The organism is Idiomarina tyrosinivorans, from assembly GCF_003987475.1.
Classification (GTDB): domain Bacteria; phylum Pseudomonadota; class Gammaproteobacteria; order Enterobacterales; family Alteromonadaceae; genus Idiomarina; species Idiomarina tyrosinivorans.
In genome coordinates this window covers 153,995-168,344 of record NZ_PIQH01000003.1, presented here as the reverse complement: position 1 = coordinate 168,344, position 14,350 = coordinate 153,995, and the positions used below count along the sequence as shown (strand labels likewise).

General features: G+C 48.5%; 11 protein-coding genes and 2 pseudogenes. All 13 read right to left on the bottom strand.

What is annotated here, in order from left to right:
• Window positions 1-3 precede the first annotated feature (3 nt).
• The 13 genes and pseudogenes from pstA to CWI84_RS04135 all read right to left on the bottom strand — a co-directional run bounded on the left by pstA (window position 4) and on the right by CWI84_RS04135 (window position 14,211).
• The gene (pstA, locus tag CWI84_RS04195; RefSeq protein ID WP_126841324.1) at window positions 4-1,659 is read right to left on the bottom strand and encodes a phosphate ABC transporter permease PstA; all 1,656 of its coding nucleotides are present in this window, start codon (window positions 1,657-1,659) and stop codon (window positions 4-6) included.
• A gap of 15 nt (window positions 1,660-1,674) precedes the next feature.
• Window positions 1,675-3,939: an ABC transporter permease subunit gene (locus CWI84_RS04190; protein ID WP_126841323.1), complete on the bottom strand. Its 2,265-nt coding sequence runs from the start codon at window positions 3,937-3,939 to the stop codon at window positions 1,675-1,677.
• 165 nt (window positions 3,940-4,104) lie between these two features.
• Window positions 4,105-5,082: a PstS family phosphate ABC transporter substrate-binding protein gene (locus CWI84_RS04185; RefSeq protein WP_126841322.1), complete on the bottom strand. Its 978-nt coding sequence runs from the start codon at window positions 5,080-5,082 to the stop codon at window positions 4,105-4,107.
• 118 nt (window positions 5,083-5,200) lie between these two features.
• Complete coding sequence (phoR, locus tag CWI84_RS04180; RefSeq protein WP_126841321.1) at window positions 5,201-6,505, bottom strand: phosphate regulon sensor histidine kinase PhoR; 1,305 nt, start codon at window positions 6,503-6,505, stop codon at window positions 5,201-5,203.
• Between the two features lie 2 nt (window positions 6,506-6,507).
• Window positions 6,508-7,194 (bottom strand): phosphate regulon transcriptional regulator PhoB, encoded by a 687-nt coding sequence (gene phoB, locus CWI84_RS04175; RefSeq protein ID WP_126841320.1) that lies wholly within the window; start codon window positions 7,192-7,194, stop codon window positions 6,508-6,510.
• 101 nt (window positions 7,195-7,295) lie between these two features.
• Window positions 7,296-8,204 carry an AEC family transporter gene (locus CWI84_RS04170; RefSeq protein WP_126841319.1) on the bottom strand — a complete coding sequence of 303 codons (909 nt, stop codon included), beginning with the start codon at window positions 8,202-8,204 and terminating at the stop codon, window positions 7,296-7,298.
• A 94-nt stretch (window positions 8,205-8,298) separates the two neighbouring features.
• Window positions 8,299-9,264 (bottom strand): porin, encoded by a 966-nt coding sequence (locus tag CWI84_RS04165; RefSeq protein WP_157980993.1) that lies wholly within the window; start codon window positions 9,262-9,264, stop codon window positions 8,299-8,301.
• Between the two features lie 172 nt (window positions 9,265-9,436).
• Entirely contained in the window at window positions 9,437-10,714 is a 1,278-nt protein-coding gene (locus CWI84_RS04160; RefSeq protein ID WP_241968725.1) for a tetratricopeptide repeat protein, read from the bottom strand.
• The gene (locus CWI84_RS04155) at window positions 10,714-11,319 is read right to left on the bottom strand and encodes an energy transducer TonB (RefSeq protein ID WP_198674479.1); all 606 of its coding nucleotides are present in this window, start codon (window positions 11,317-11,319) and stop codon (window positions 10,714-10,716) included. Before CWI84_RS04155 ends, CWI84_RS04160 begins: the two co-directional genes overlap by 1 nt.
• Before the next feature lie 5 nt (window positions 11,320-11,324).
• Window positions 11,325-11,732, bottom strand: coding sequence for an ExbD/TolR family protein (locus CWI84_RS04150; RefSeq protein WP_126841316.1), 408 nt, complete (start codon window positions 11,730-11,732; stop codon window positions 11,325-11,327).
• Between the two features lie 17 nt (window positions 11,733-11,749).
• Window positions 11,750-12,280: a MotA/TolQ/ExbB proton channel family protein gene (locus tag CWI84_RS04145; RefSeq protein WP_126841315.1), complete on the bottom strand. Its 531-nt coding sequence runs from the start codon at window positions 12,278-12,280 to the stop codon at window positions 11,750-11,752.
• Between the two features lie 2 nt (window positions 12,281-12,282).
• A pseudogene (locus CWI84_RS04140) lies at window positions 12,283-13,329 on the bottom strand (MotA/TolQ/ExbB proton channel family protein); the annotation flags it as partial.
• A gap of 108 nt (window positions 13,330-13,437) precedes the next feature.
• Window positions 13,438-14,211, bottom strand: a pseudogene (locus CWI84_RS04135) (DUF3450 domain-containing protein).
• Between the last annotated feature and the right edge of the window lie 139 nt (window positions 14,212-14,350).

Here is a 14,350-nt window from a genome sequence, read left to right as displayed (position 1 = left end):
GCATTACTGATCCAACGTACGGAATTTTTCGCGAAGGTGGTTACGCACCCCAATCGCTGTTAAGTTCAGGCCAACGATAACGGTGACCAATAAAAACGACGTGGCATAAACCAGCGGTCGTGCAGCTTCCACGTTCGGACTTTGGAAGCCGACATCATAGATGTGGAAGCCCAAGTGCATAAACTTACGGTCTAAGTGCAAGTACGGGAAGTTACCGTCCACGGGCAGCGTTGGGGCTGACTTCACCACCCCGACTAACATCAGTGGCGCTACTTCACCGGCAGCTCGGGCAACGGCCAAAATAAGACCAGTCATAATGGCTGGCGATGCCATCGGCACGATAATACGCCAGATGGTTTCCGCTTTGGTGGCACCTAACGCCAAGCTGCCTTCACGGACTGAACTTGGAATCCGCGACAGCCCCTCTTCGGTAGAGACAATCACCACCGGCAGGGTCAAAATAGCCAAGGTAATCGCCGACCATAATACCCCAGGCGTACCAAAGGTTGGGCTAGGTAATGCCTCTGGATAGAACACTTGGTCAATGCTGCCGCCTACCATGTAGACAAAGAAGCCCAAACCAAATACCCCGTAAACAATCGACGGTACACCGGCCAAGTTGATCACCGCAATGCGGATCATCTTGGTAATGGCGTTCTTACCGGCATATTCGTGTAAGTAAATTGCCGCGACCACGCCAAACGGCGTCACAATAATCGACATCAATAACACCATGAATACGGTGCCAAAAATCGCCGGGAACACCCCACCTTCAGTGTTGGCTTCGCGCGGAGGCTCGCTGACAAAGCCCCATATTTGCGCTAAGAAGTGACCCGCTTTTTCCAACACATTCATGTCATTGGGAAAAGTGATAGCTATTACCTCATACATCGGTAATGTCACTTCTTTATTGCGGAAGTCCCTAATTACAACCGCGTCTCGCTTAGCACGGTCCCTTAGTTCAAATAGTTTATCTTCCAATTCTTGATAACGTTGATGCAACTGTTCGCGCTTATGCTCCAATTCCGCAAGCGCAGCATCGGTAAGCTCGTTGTTCATTTCCAAACGGCGTTGCGTTAATCGCAGTTCATTAAGCTCATAATTAATGCTGCCTATTTCGTCTGTTTGCAGTTCATGTGCTTGTTCATTAAGCGCTTGAACGCGCGCAATGCGCTTTGCTAATACTGCCCGTAAGTTGCCATCATTAACGACTGACTGGCCATTTTCTAAAACATCTTCGACGTAACCATAGAAATTCCCGTCTTTACTACGCTCTACTTTCGCCAAGCCGTCAGGAGTTTTATCGCTCTTGATCAGTGGTTTAATAATCCAAGTAAAGTCCAACGGCACGTATTCACGATTACCAATTTTCATTAGCAAGCGGGTAACTCTATCTTCGTGATAGCCCTCTAAAGTAATGCCTGCCTCGCTGAGGCGAGATAGCGGTATATTTTCGCTATCATAGATTTCCCCAATTAGGGTACTAACCTCGCCATCGGTGTTTGCCACCTGCATTTCATGCAACTGCGCTGGCCAGAAAAATGATAATCCTTTCCAAGCGATCATCATCACCAGTCCCAGTACGGCAATTAGGCTGATACTTACGGAGCCCGCTGTCATCCAGATCCAGGGCTTTCCTGATGCAAACCAATTCTTCATGAAATACCTCTAGGATTACATCGAGCTGTATTTGTCACGCAAACGCTGACGGACAAACTCGGCGACGGTGTTAAAAATAAAGGTGAAAATAAACAACACAAAGGCCGCAAGGAATAAAATCCGGTAATGCGAACTGCCCACTTCTGACTCTGGCATCTCAACCGCAATATTAGCCGATAAGGTACGCATCCCTTCAAAGATGTTCCAGTCCATAATCGGTGTATTACCGGTAGCCATTAAGACAATCATGGTTTCACCCACGGCCCGACCAAGCCCCATCATTACGGCAGAGAAAATTCCTGGGCTAGCAGTCAACAATACGACTCGCATCAAGGTCTGCCACGGTGTCGCCCCCAAGGCTAACGAACCGTTAGAAAGGTGTTTAGGCACACTGAAAATCGCATCCTCGGCAATCGAGAAGATGGTCGGAATTACCGCAAAACCCATGGCAATGCCCACCACGAGGGAATTACGTTGGTCGTAGTTTATCCCGAGTTCATTGGTCAGGTAGCCACGCACGTTGCCGTCGAACAACACGTGTTCCAACCAAGGACTCATAGCAAACGATGCCCAACCCACCAAAACAACCACCGGAATTAATAACAGCGAGACCCTTCCATCGTTAATTTTCGTGCGTATACGTTCTGGGAACTGACTCCAAATTGCTGCCGAGCCGATAATAGCCGCCGGCAATAAAATCAGTACCGCTATTATGCCAGGCAGATATTCTTCTATCAGCGGCGCCAGCCACAGACCGGCGAGGAAACCGAGAATAACCGTTGGCAACGCCTCCATGATTTCCACCGTCGGTTTCACCACTTTGCGAATCGACGGTGACATGAAGTATGCGGTGTATACTGCAGCAGCCAGACCAATCGGTACCGCGAACAACATCGCGTAGGCGGCGGCTTTAATGGTACCGAACGAAATCGGTACTAAGCTGAATTTCGGTTCAAAGTCGTCAGAGCCCGAGGTGGACTGCCAAGTGTAGGTTGGCTCTGGGTAGCCCTCGTACCACACTTTATGCCATAACCCGCTCCAACTGACTTCAGGGTGTTCGTTGTGGAGGCGGAACAAGTGCAGTTGGTCACCGCTTTGGGTCAGCAGCATATTTGCCCGCGGGCCTACACTGACTTTGCTCAAGCTCAGCCCCTCTGGCTTGTCATGGTATAAGTCGGCTTCTGACGTGGTATGGAAGATATCTAACGCTCCCGTATCACTCACGGTATAGAAGGTGCGACGGTAGTATTCAACAACAATATCTTTGATTTCGCCGGCCGTTTTGAACGAGCGAATAAATTGGTACTCACGGCCTTGGTCGCCAGCCACCTCAAACCATTGGCTCACTTTACCGCCTTTGTGTGCAACCAGTAGCGAGCTAGCGCCGGCTAACAACTGCAAACGTTCCGGTTTACCCAACAGCTTAGACTTTAAATCGACACGTTGGCCTTGTGTTACCTGACCGCTGATACTGACATCGAATACTTGTAACTGGTTACCCGACAACACCATAAACTGGCGCAAGTCTGGGCGAATCGCCAAATCGTCTACCGGCTTCTCGAACGTTAACGCGTTGTAGTGCGGAACTAGGGTTTTCACGCCGGTTAAAAAGTTGCTTCGGGTTTCGAAAAACGTGCTGATTAATTTGCCATCAGCGGTCTGCGCAACAAATAACTTGGCTTTATCGTTGGTCTCATAAGCGAGTTTAGTCAGCGCCCGATGTTGTTGGTCGATCAGCAAAGGTTTGCCATCGTTCAAGCGGGTTAACTTGGGCTCAATTAAACGTTTCGGCTCTGTTCCGCCTGCTTTACCGGGGAAGCTCACATCAAAGGTGGGAGTAAACAGCCACGCCTTACCGTCTTTGGTCCCCACTGCATACTGATGGTTCACCGGCAAGGTTTTAGCAAAGCTTACCATTTCATCGGCACCCACCACTTGCTCTTCTAACAGGATATCGCCGGGTTCACGGTCAAATGCCTTTTTAGGTTGGGTAGCAAAAAAGATCATTTCGCCACTATCAGTAAAGCGGTAACCCACTTCGCTTTGTTCTTCCATTCCCATCACTAAGGTTTGTCCCTTGCCAGGAAGGTCAAACTGTTGCTGTGGGTCTAGCTCAACGGAGCGGAAGATAGGCTCTACTACGTACAGCAGGTAAAAGAAAATCAGCAGCAACGCAACCAATACCATGGTTCCGCCTAGAGTCACGCCATATTTCGCCAGCTTATCTTTAATCAGGCGTGAGCGGTTTGCGGCTAATTGTTGGGCTGAATCTGAGCTCATGCAGTACTCCAGAATCCCTACTCGAATGTGCCGTGAACAGCGTTCACGAATTACTTAACGCGAAGTATAAAACAGGATTATGACAGTATTGTTACATGCCTGTCATTTTTCGGTCATAAAACACAAACAGCCGCAGAAGCGGCTGTTTCAAAGTTCAACAATCAGTTACTGGATGCCGAGTTTTGCTAGCTCTTGTTCAACCAGTGCTTTTGGCAATGGAATGTAACCGTCTTTCTTCACGATCTTCTGACCAGACTTTGACAATACCATTTTAATGAATTCCTGCTCTGCAGGTGCTAATGGTTTGTTCGGATGCTTGTTCACGTAAATGTACAAGAAACGTGCTAGTGGGTATTCGCCAGACAGCGCGTTCTCAGGTGTTGCGTGAACAAAAGGCTGACCTTCAGCGCGTGCCAGTGGTACCACTTTCACACTAGAGGTTTTGTAACCGATACCTGAGTAGCCGATGCCGTTCAACGACGCAGACACTGACTGTACCACTGAGGCTGAACCCGGTTGTTCGTTGACGCTAGAACGGAAGTCACCGTCACAAAGTGCAACTTCTTTAAAGTAGCCATAGGTACCAGATACTGAGTTACGGCCGTAAAGCTGCAAGTCACGGTTTTTCCACGCACCGTCCATACCTAATTGACCCCAGCGGTTAACGGGATCCGTTGCACCACACTTGCGCGTTGCAGAGAAAATCGCATCGACTTCTGGAATCGTTAAGCCTTTAATAGGATTGTCTTTATGCACGAAGACCGCAAGTGCATCAATCGCTACGCGAATAGCGGTAGGCTTGTAACCATGGCGCTTTTCAAATGCTTCAATTTCTTTCGACTTCATTTCACGGCTCATAGGGCCGAAGTTTGAAGTACCCTCAGTCAGTGCAGGTGGCGCAGTTGAAGAACCTGCTGCTTGAATCTGCATGTTTACGCTTGGGTAAAGGCGTTTGAATTCTTCACCCCAGAACGTCATCAGGTTAGCCAAAGTGTCTGAACCAACCGATGATAAGTTACCCGATAGACCACTGATTTTTTGATATTCAGGTAAGTCGTTATCTTGAGCAGCAACACTCGCGATCGCTAAACTGCCGGCAACGGCCGCTGCGGTGAAAACTCGATTTAATGTAGATTTGAACATAGGTTCACTCCGTTAGTGACGTTTCTACAACCACTTTTGATTTAATTCGAGGCTTAGTTTAGGGCGTCAATATGACACTTTAATGACAAATAGACATTTTCTGTCATTTTTTGGTCACTTAGTTGTCATCAACCAGTTGTTCAGCGGAAATCCGGAACGAGAAGCGGCTACCTTTCCCAGGCAAGCTATTGATTTGCAAATGACTATTATGATGTTCCAGCGCGTGCTTAACGATTGATAAGCCCAATCCTGTACCGCCGCGTTTGCTATTGCGGTCTCGATCGACTCGGTAAAAACGTTCGGTAAGTCGCGGAATATGTTCTTGCGCAATGCCGGGGCCCGTATCTTCCACGCAGAACTCCATCGCTCCACCTAGCACCGGTTTCCAGGAAATTCGGATAGTGCCTCCGGCGGGAGTGTAGTAGATAGCATTGCTGACCAAATTCATGATCACGCTACGCATTTCATCTTCACGGCCATACATATCGACATTCTCAAAGTCGAATACCAGTTCATGATTGCGTTCGCTGTTTAGCGTGATGGCATCATTCTCGAGAGCTTTCAATAAGCGTGGCATCCCCACTTTATGGTCAAATATGTCGCCCGCCTGCGATTCGATCCGCGACAGCACTAGGAGCTGGTCAATCAGTTTCCCCATTCGGGTGGTTTGCCCGTCCATGTCTTTAACGGCTTTCGCTAATAACGCATCCGGCACGTCCGCAGGGCTCTCCATCATTTCTAGGTAACCCTGCAATACCGTCAACGGCGTCTTAAGCTCATGAGAGACATTAGCCACAAAGTCGCGGCGCATATTTTCTAATTGGCGTAACTGCGTAACGTCGCGCGCTATGAGTAAAAATTGGTCTTCACTGTAAGGCATGATGCGCAGCTCCAACTCTAAGCTTTCACGCATCGGGGAAGGCATATTTAGCGCTTCGCTAAAGTCACCGCGGTTTAAATACGCCAGAAAGTCTGGGTGACGGATCAAGCTAGAAATTCGCAACCCAGCATCGCCTGGCCAGCGCAGACCAAAGTAAAACTGCGCCAGCTTATTACTCCACAGCAGTGCACCGTCGCGGCGAAACACGAACGCCGCATCGGGTAACGCTTCAGAGGCTTCTCGAAAACGCCGTAAAATGCGCGCTAATGCGCGCCGACGCTGTTGACTGCGCCGTTGGGTACGATAAATACCATCATAGATATAGCTCCAACTGCCTGACGCTGAGGGCGGGAGCAAATTGCGGCTGCGCCACAACCAGTGAATAAGCCGCAGTTGATAAAGATAGTGCCAGCTAACCACCACAATCAGGCCAATAGCAAGCCACATCCAAAAGGCATCGGCGAGCCAGCCAATTAATAAAAACGGGGCCAAAAACAGTAATAGGCCCCGTAGAATAAATGGTACTGAGTAGTGATTATCCATGTTTACCGACTTGAGAAGCGATATCCCACGCCGCGTACGGTTTGTACGTAGCGGTCGTGACCGTGCTCAGCAATCGCTTTACGCAAGCGACGAATGTGAACATCCACGGTGCGATCTTCAACATAAACATTGGTGCCCCAAACGTGGTCCAGTAACTGCTCCCGACTATACACCCGTTCTGGGTGTGTCATAAAGAAGTGCAACAAACGAAATTCGGTTGGTCCCATATCGATGGATGCACCGTTACAAGAAACGCGGTGCGATACCGGGTCTAATTTCAGCCCTTCCAATTCTAACGGTTCGTCCAGTGACGTCGGCACGACCCGACGGAACACGGCGCGCATCCGTGCCATTAGCTCTTTTGGCGAAAACGGTTTGGTGATGTAATCATCAGCACCGACTTCTAGCCCTTTGATTTTATCTTCTTCTTCGCCGCGAGCCGTCAGCATAATAATCGGAATATTGCGGGTAAAATCGTCAGATTTTAACTGCTTCGCCAATTGAATACCGGAGCCCCCTGGTAGCATCCAGTCGAGTAAGATCATATCTGGGAATGGCTCTACAATTTTGTCTAATGCACTATGAAAATCACCGGCTTCCATCGCTTGGTAACCGTGCTGCTCCATCACAAAGCTGAGCATCTCGCGAATCGGCGCTTCATCTTCGACAATCAAGATTTTTCTCGACATGCTAAATACCTAACTGTTTCTCTGATGGTGCCGATTATCAATCAGTATTGTGACACTTTTATGAAACATCCAACAAATCGTTAAAAAAACGTGAACTTTTTCTACAGCCACTGAATGAGCGCGTAAAATAACGGCAAGCTAATAAAACAAAAGATAATGCCGTAACCAATTAATGCTGCCGCTAAAGTGGGAGCCAAGCCCGCCATAATGGCAATCGCACCGGCCGAAATCATCGACGGCATGGCAGCTTCTAAGAGGCTCACCTGCGTTGCTAATCCCTCAATGCCAAACGGATAAACCAACGCCAAAGCCAGCAGCGGCATAAACACCAGTTTTAATACCAACCCCATCGCCAAAGGCCCGCGATGCTCTTTCGGCAAACGGAACTTCAATTGAAAGCCGACCGCCACCATGATCACAGGAACCAATGTTGACGCCAAAGTATTCACCAAGGTTTGCATGGGACCTGGGTACTGCCAATCACGCAAAATCAATGCTGCCACTAAGGCGATAAAAGGCGGGAAAATGACGATACGCTTGGTTATTTGCGCGGCACTAGGTCGCTGCTGTTGGTCGCTATAAGCCGCCGCAATAATGGTGGCATATATGGCCAGCGCCAAAAAAGAACCGACTTGGTCATACAGCACCCCATAGGGAATACCTTTTGCACCATAAAACGCATCGATCATCGGTAATCCAATAAACGACGTGTTGCCTAACGGCACACAAATTAATAATGCGCCAACAGTGCCACGGTTCCAGCCTAAGGCTTTGGCCAATAACAAAATCACGGCAACAGTCGCCAGCAACAGTAGCCATGGCAAAATTGCCGGAACCAATAATTCTGAGGAAAAGACTAAGCTCGGAACTTTTTCTAAAACCAGCGCGGGAAGTGCGATATAAATCACATAAAGGTTTAATACTTCGCCGGTATTTTCTGGGAACTTGCGGACTTTCTGCAGTAACTTACCGATAATCAGGTAAGCACCAATAAGAATGAAGTTTTCCATGATGACAGCGGCTTGTGGAGGATGATTAACATTCTAACCCGAGGAACATGCCTCGGGCTAGATACGTCGTTATGCTGTCATGCTTAACAATCACTTACCAAGAGAATTTGTGTTCAATACCCAAGGCAATATAGTCTTCGTTTGGCTCAGCAGTCGCAAGTGTGCGATGTGTTACCCAGGTATAAACCTTGGTGCTTTTTGCCAATTTGTAGTCCGCTCCAACACTGTAAGAACGGGCGGTATCAAAGCCGTCGTAGTCCATGCTCTGGAATTGCGCTTTGAGTTTTAATGCACCGAACGGATGTGCCACGCTGAGCATATAACCGTCACCCTGGATACTGGAATCCATCGAACTCTCTTGCGTTTGCAACATCAAGCTGACTTGGGTTTTGTTAAACGCGGTTGAAGCTGTACCACGAATCACGTCCCAGCCATCAACGTCTTGGTCTGCAGCAATCGCGAAATAGTAAGGCGTTGCTTTTAAGTCCTCATCGCCGTACATCAAACTCGCAGAAACGCCATCGTCAACGTTCTCATCTTCAGAAAGGATGTAAGAAACGCCCACTTTGAAGTTCGAGAAGCTTGGCGAGAAATAGGTCACTGAGTTACTTAAACGGTTTTCGCCTTCAAACAAGGCTTTAATATCACCGTCGTAGTCACTGAATACGTCAGTGTTGCCCTGCGAACTTTTTAGCACGGTATCGCGACGACCAACCATCACTTCACCAAAGTCACCTGCCAAACCAACATATTGGTTACGTGATTTGATGTTGTCACCTTTAGCGTTATCGGTTAGGTCAACATCCCATTCAAATTTATAGAATGCGGTCAAGCCACTTTCTAAAGCTTGCTTACCTTTCACACCAAAACGCGAAGCATTGCTTTCAAGTTCATTGGTGGTTTTGCCACCTTCATCATTACGTTGTAATGAAACGTTGGCTTTTCCGTAAACCGTTAATAAATCTTTGTCACCATCGGCCGCGTTCGCTGCCAATGGTAGAGCAGTCGTTAATAGCGCAACTGCCGAGACTGTTGGTAAAACGTTCCAAGTTTTCATCATAAACCCCATCTGTTTTATATCGTTTGCACGACAAATGACAGCAACGGCTCCCCGTTGCACTCTCAACGGGGCGACATCATAGAGACAGTTTATGACAGTTTTATGACTTTATGGCATTTTGCTGAATTTTTTGGCGGTTTTACGACACTAATGTATCTTTTTTATTGCGAAATCATGACGAACCCGCCGCCAATGCTTGTTGTTGGTGGTGTTGGCTTTTTGCATACTGCAACCATTGTTGCGCATTGGCTTGGGTCTGCTGGAACTGTTGCGCTTTGCTAAATGCCGCAATCGACTCTTGGTAACGTTCCAAGTTCAGCAATGCCATGCCTTTGGCTAAATACATCATGCCAGGATTGGCTAAGCCGCCTTTCGCGAGCGCTTGCTCGGCAGCTTCTAGTGCATCCGTATTGTGATCTTGGTTCAACAATACTTGCGCAAGTTGCGCTGCAACTTCGCCATCTTCTGCTACAGCATTCGCTTGCTTTAAGGTCTCCACCGCTTTTTCGTATTCTTTGGCGAGAATCCAGTTTTGCGCTAATTGTTTAAGGGTTTTCAAATCCGTATCGACTTTTCCTTGTTGCATAGCTTCGGTTAACACCTGCCCTGCTTTGTAAGGAAGTTCATTAAAGTAGTACACCTGCACCAAGTTCCGTAGCTGCTCACCGGTGGTCAGGTAACCTTGCTGGTAAGCGGCTTCAAGCACAGCTAGCTGTTTTTCGTCTTGCTCTAGTTGACCATACATACCCGCTAATTGAACCCAATAATCCGGTTTGTTATACCAACGAATTAACTGCTTCAATACGTCCACAATTTGCTCTGGTTGCTTTAACTCATAGTGCAATGCTCGAGCCAAAATCAGCCAGTTTTCATCCGGGGTTTTGCCATTGGTTAGGGCATCGTCAATGGCCTTTTGCACCAATGGCAACGCCTCTTGGTAGCGCTCACTCTGATACAGCGCCTGCGCCTGTAAAATGTAGGCTTTACTATATTGGCTTGGGTCGGCAAGCTGCTTCCAGCGCGCTAAATAATCGAGTGTTTGCTTGAACTCGCCTTGTGCTAAGGTTAGCTGGGCCAAGCTAAACAACGTACTCATTTTTAGCGATGCAGGAATCGGCTGTTCGTTAATCACCTTGTCAAAGTAGCCAATGGCTTTATCCACTTGGTCTTGTTCGTAGTACATAAAGCCATAAAAATTCCACAGCATCGCGCGCTCGTAACTGTTCATGCTGTCGGCTTTACTTTCAACCTCAGCCAGTATCGCTAAACCCTCGTTGGGCTTTCCAGAATCCGCAGTCTCTTGTGCCCGCGCTAACTGGCTGTATACCCGTTCACGCAATGCAGGGACACGTTCCGTTTGTTGCGCCAAACTGGTCTCTGTCCATATTGCAAGCGTCAATCCAATCGCCATTGAGCAGCGACGTAGTAGTGTTGCATTGTTCATAGTCATTAACCACTCATCTCAAAGGTAATGCGGTTTTGCACGCCCTCAACCGCCACTGGCTCGCCATTCACTACCCGTGGCTTGTATTTGAATTTCAACACGGCATCCATCGCCGCTTGTTCAAAAATGCCCTCAGGTTCTGCTTTTACCACATGCGGATTAGTGACAGACCCTTGCGGAGTTACCGTAAATTCGACCAACACGTAGCCTTCGATACCGCGCTGAAGCGCACGCCGTGGATACATCGCTTGTACCTTTACAATGGGTAAGTATTCACCGTCGCTCGACTGCAACGACAAGCCATTACCTAAGTCGGCGGCAGAACTGATATCGGCACTAAAGTCCATCGCCGCAGACGCACTATCGTCGACACTTTCACTCATTTGCGGTTGCGGCATTTCTGGCGGTGGCTCTTTTGGCTCTGGCGGTCGCTCAGGTTTACGCTCTTTCTGTTGAACCTGTTCCTGCTGCTTCACCCGCACGAAATCCAGCACACTACCGCGTGGAGGTTCAGAAAATGCCCCCTCGCCCCCGGTGATCAGGGACTGCATTAAATAGTACAAGCCAATGGTCATTGCCGCCGCAGCTAACAGTGCATAGAAAAATCGCATCACAGTCACTCTTCTTGGGTCGCCACTGAAACGTCGTAAACACCCGCAGAACGGGCAGCATCCATAACTTTTATCAGGGTTTCAGTGTTAGAAAGCTTGTCCGCTTGAATCACTACGGATCCTTGGGGGTTTTCTGCATACAGGCGTTCGATATTCGCTTGTACCGCGCGGATATCTATTTCACGCTTGTTTATCCAAACCTCGTTTTCTGAACTGATTGCGACCAATATATTGGCGCGGTCTTTTTGCACCGCTGTCGCCGCATCAGGACGGTTTACGTCGATCCCTGACTCTTTTACGAATGAGGCGGTGACAATAAAGAAGATCAGCATAATGAACACCACATCCAACATCGGCGTCATATCGATCGCAGTCTCTTCTTCTTCAATTAAATTGGCAAAATGTTGTTTCATGTTTGAATCCGCGAAACTTAATGGCGCTCAAGTAGAATGCGGTCTTCTAACTTCAACCGTTCGCGGCGTGAAATTCGCTTCAGCCAAGTTGAGGCGAATACCCCAGACAGTGCGCCGACCATCCCCGCCATCGTTGGGATGGTCGCTGTTGACACCCCTGACGCCATCAATCGGGCACTGCCAGTGCCGGTAATCGACATCACATCAAACACTTCGATCATCCCGGTCACCGTGCCCATCAAACCCAATAGTGGGCATAACGTCACCAGTACTTGAATGATCGGCAGATTATTGGACAGTGCCATGTTCACGCGAGAAATCATCGCTTGCCGAATTTGTTCGGCATTCCAAGATGACTTGTCTTCGCTCTGGTGCCACATCTTAAGCGCAGCCTTCTTACATTGGCGATGACCATGAAGGTAATAAAAAATCCGCTCGAGTATCATCAGCCAAATGATGAAAATAAGGATGCCGATGACGAGCAGCACTTGGCCACCCGCCTCGATAAAGTCCCGAATGGCATTGCCAAACTCGATGAGAAATAACACGGTTACGCACTCCGCTCTGAACGTTCCGCAATAATCCCTGAAGCTTGTTCCTGCAGAATGTGAATCACATTGCGGCTACGTGTGTTTAAGGTAGCGAACAACAAGGTCATTGGAATCGCTACCACAAGGCCTAACACGGTAGTCACCAACGCCTGCGAAATGCCGCCAGCCATCAATTTCGGGTCACCGGTACCAAACAAGGTGATGGCTTGGAAGGTATTGATCATACCGGTAACCGTACCTAGCAGACCGAGCAACGGTGCCACCACTGAAATAATCTTAATGAAAGTTAGGTTACGCGTGATTTTCGGAATTTCTCGCAGAATGGCTTCGCTAAGTTTCAACTCTAGGGTTTCAGTGTCCGCATCAGGGTTGCGATCTTTTACCTGCATGACGCGGCCTAACGGGTTGTCCTCACTGGCGTCATCACGCTTAAGCTGACGACCGACCTTGTTGCCAATCAACATTAGCGAGATAAAGCGCTCGAGTGCGAACAGCAAACCAATCACACCTAAACCGAGGATGATATAGCCGACGGTACCGCCTTGCTCAACGCGCTCGCTAAGGTTTGGCGCTTGAACTAATAGGTTAAGAATCGAGCCGCCAGTAGGGTCTAATCCAAACTCAACCACACCCTCTTTCTGGTTCTAAATTTCTTCAGCACTACTGAGGTACCGGTCAGCCGGCTGTCGAATCAATTCAGCAACGGCATGAGTGGTGGGTAAATACTCTAGGTATTTGCCGTCAGAAACTAAGTTAAAGCTCCCCACTCGCACAACGTCCTGCTGAACTTTATCACCATCGGCCTGGGTCACTTCGGTGGTAAAATGCGCGACTTTGCCCGACTCGGTCATTTCCCGCTGCAAACCAAACCAGACCTGTTCGATGTTTTCGATAGATGGGAGCGTTGAAGTCGATCCCATTTTCTTAGCCAGCTCGGCCATTTCATCAGAACGACCGGGGAATTGCGCCGAAATCACTGAATTTTGAAAGTTACTCGAGGCATCGTTTGCCACTTGTTGCAGCTGTTTCAACAATTGGTCTAAATTCACCGGATCTTGCGGCGCTCTCGCTGATGCGGTCATGCTAGTCAGTGTTAATACCGCAGCCCCAACCGCTGTCCAACGTTTAACATTATGCAACATTGTCATCACTCCTTATTGCGCGGCTGCAGTGTTCACTGGAACCGGCAGCATTAGCATGTCCGGCGCCTTCTGTTTCTTGGCAATCCGCAATGCGCCTTGTACCTGCGGTAAATAGCTATTGTCTAAGCTCTGCCATTGCTTGGTTTCATTCCGCCAAATACCGAGTTGTTCGCCGTCGCGGGTTTTGTAAATCAGTGCTAAACGGCCAATACGCAGGAACTCTACTTCTTGCGGCTTTCCGTCAACTGTTAACGTACCGTTGTAAGCTTCGATGTTGCGGCCGTAGTCGGCTTCAATTTGGTAGACTTCAAGCACACGGCGAAATTTCTCCGAGACGTCGACATCCGCGCGATCCATGAGAGCTTCTAATTCCGCTAGGCGCTTCTGCCGCTCCTCTTGTAGGAAGGGAACATCTAAGCCAACGAAGGTTTTTAGTGAATCAATCATGCGCAACATCAACGGCGTGATTTGGCGTTCTACAACGCTCACTTCATCAAAGGATGCGGTTAAATCGGCAGCTTCTTTATTCTGGTTATCAATTTGGCGCTGCAACTGCGCGGTATAAACTTATAAGCCGTCGATCTGCTTTAGGATGCGCTTGTATTGCTGCAATCGGTCTTGCAGTTTGTCGGCAATCGCATCAATTTTTTGTTGTGATTGCTGCGCCGATTCATTGATTTTCGTAGCGGCCTTCACCACCGGTTGCAAAGTCGAGTCTTGTGCGTAAGATGGCAGCGCCATCATGGCCGCTAACGCGACCGCACTTCCCGTTGCTAACAGCCTCATGATAGTAATCCTACTGTTGGGTCGTCAGCGGTATTGCCGACGCGCATTGAATTCAGCAGGCACTTTAGGAAAGTTTGATGACAACGGAATGACAGTTATGTGTCATTTATGTAACGGTTGTGGCAGTTTTATGGCAAAA

Coding starts and splice junctions, on each gene's coding strand:
- pstA (WP_126841324.1), bottom strand. CDS start 1,659: ATGAAGAATTGGTTTGCATCAGGAAAGCCCTGGATCTGGATGACAGCG.
- CWI84_RS04190 (WP_126841323.1), bottom strand. CDS start 3,939: ATGAGCTCAGATTCAGCCCAACAATTAGCCGCAAACCGCTCACGCCTG.
- CWI84_RS04185 (WP_126841322.1), bottom strand. CDS start 5,082: ATGTTCAAATCTACATTAAATCGAGTTTTCACCGCAGCGGCCGTTGCC.
- phoR (WP_126841321.1), bottom strand. CDS start 6,505: ATGGATAATCACTACTCAGTACCATTTATTCTACGGGGCCTATTACTG.
- phoB (WP_126841320.1), bottom strand. CDS start 7,194: ATGTCGAGAAAAATCTTGATTGTCGAAGATGAAGCGCCGATTCGCGAG.
- CWI84_RS04170 (WP_126841319.1), bottom strand. CDS start 8,204: ATGGAAAACTTCATTCTTATTGGTGCTTACCTGATTATCGGTAAGTTA.
- CWI84_RS04165 (WP_157980993.1), bottom strand. CDS start 9,264: ATGATGAAAACTTGGAACGTTTTACCAACAGTCTCGGCAGTTGCGCTA.
- CWI84_RS04160 (WP_241968725.1), bottom strand. CDS start 10,714: ATGACTATGAACAATGCAACACTACTACGTCGCTGCTCAATGGCGATT.
- CWI84_RS04155 (WP_198674479.1), bottom strand. CDS start 11,319: ATGCGATTTTTCTATGCACTGTTAGCTGCGGCGGCAATGACCATTGGC.
- CWI84_RS04150 (WP_126841316.1), bottom strand. CDS start 11,732: ATGAAACAACATTTTGCCAATTTAATTGAAGAAGAAGAGACTGCGATC.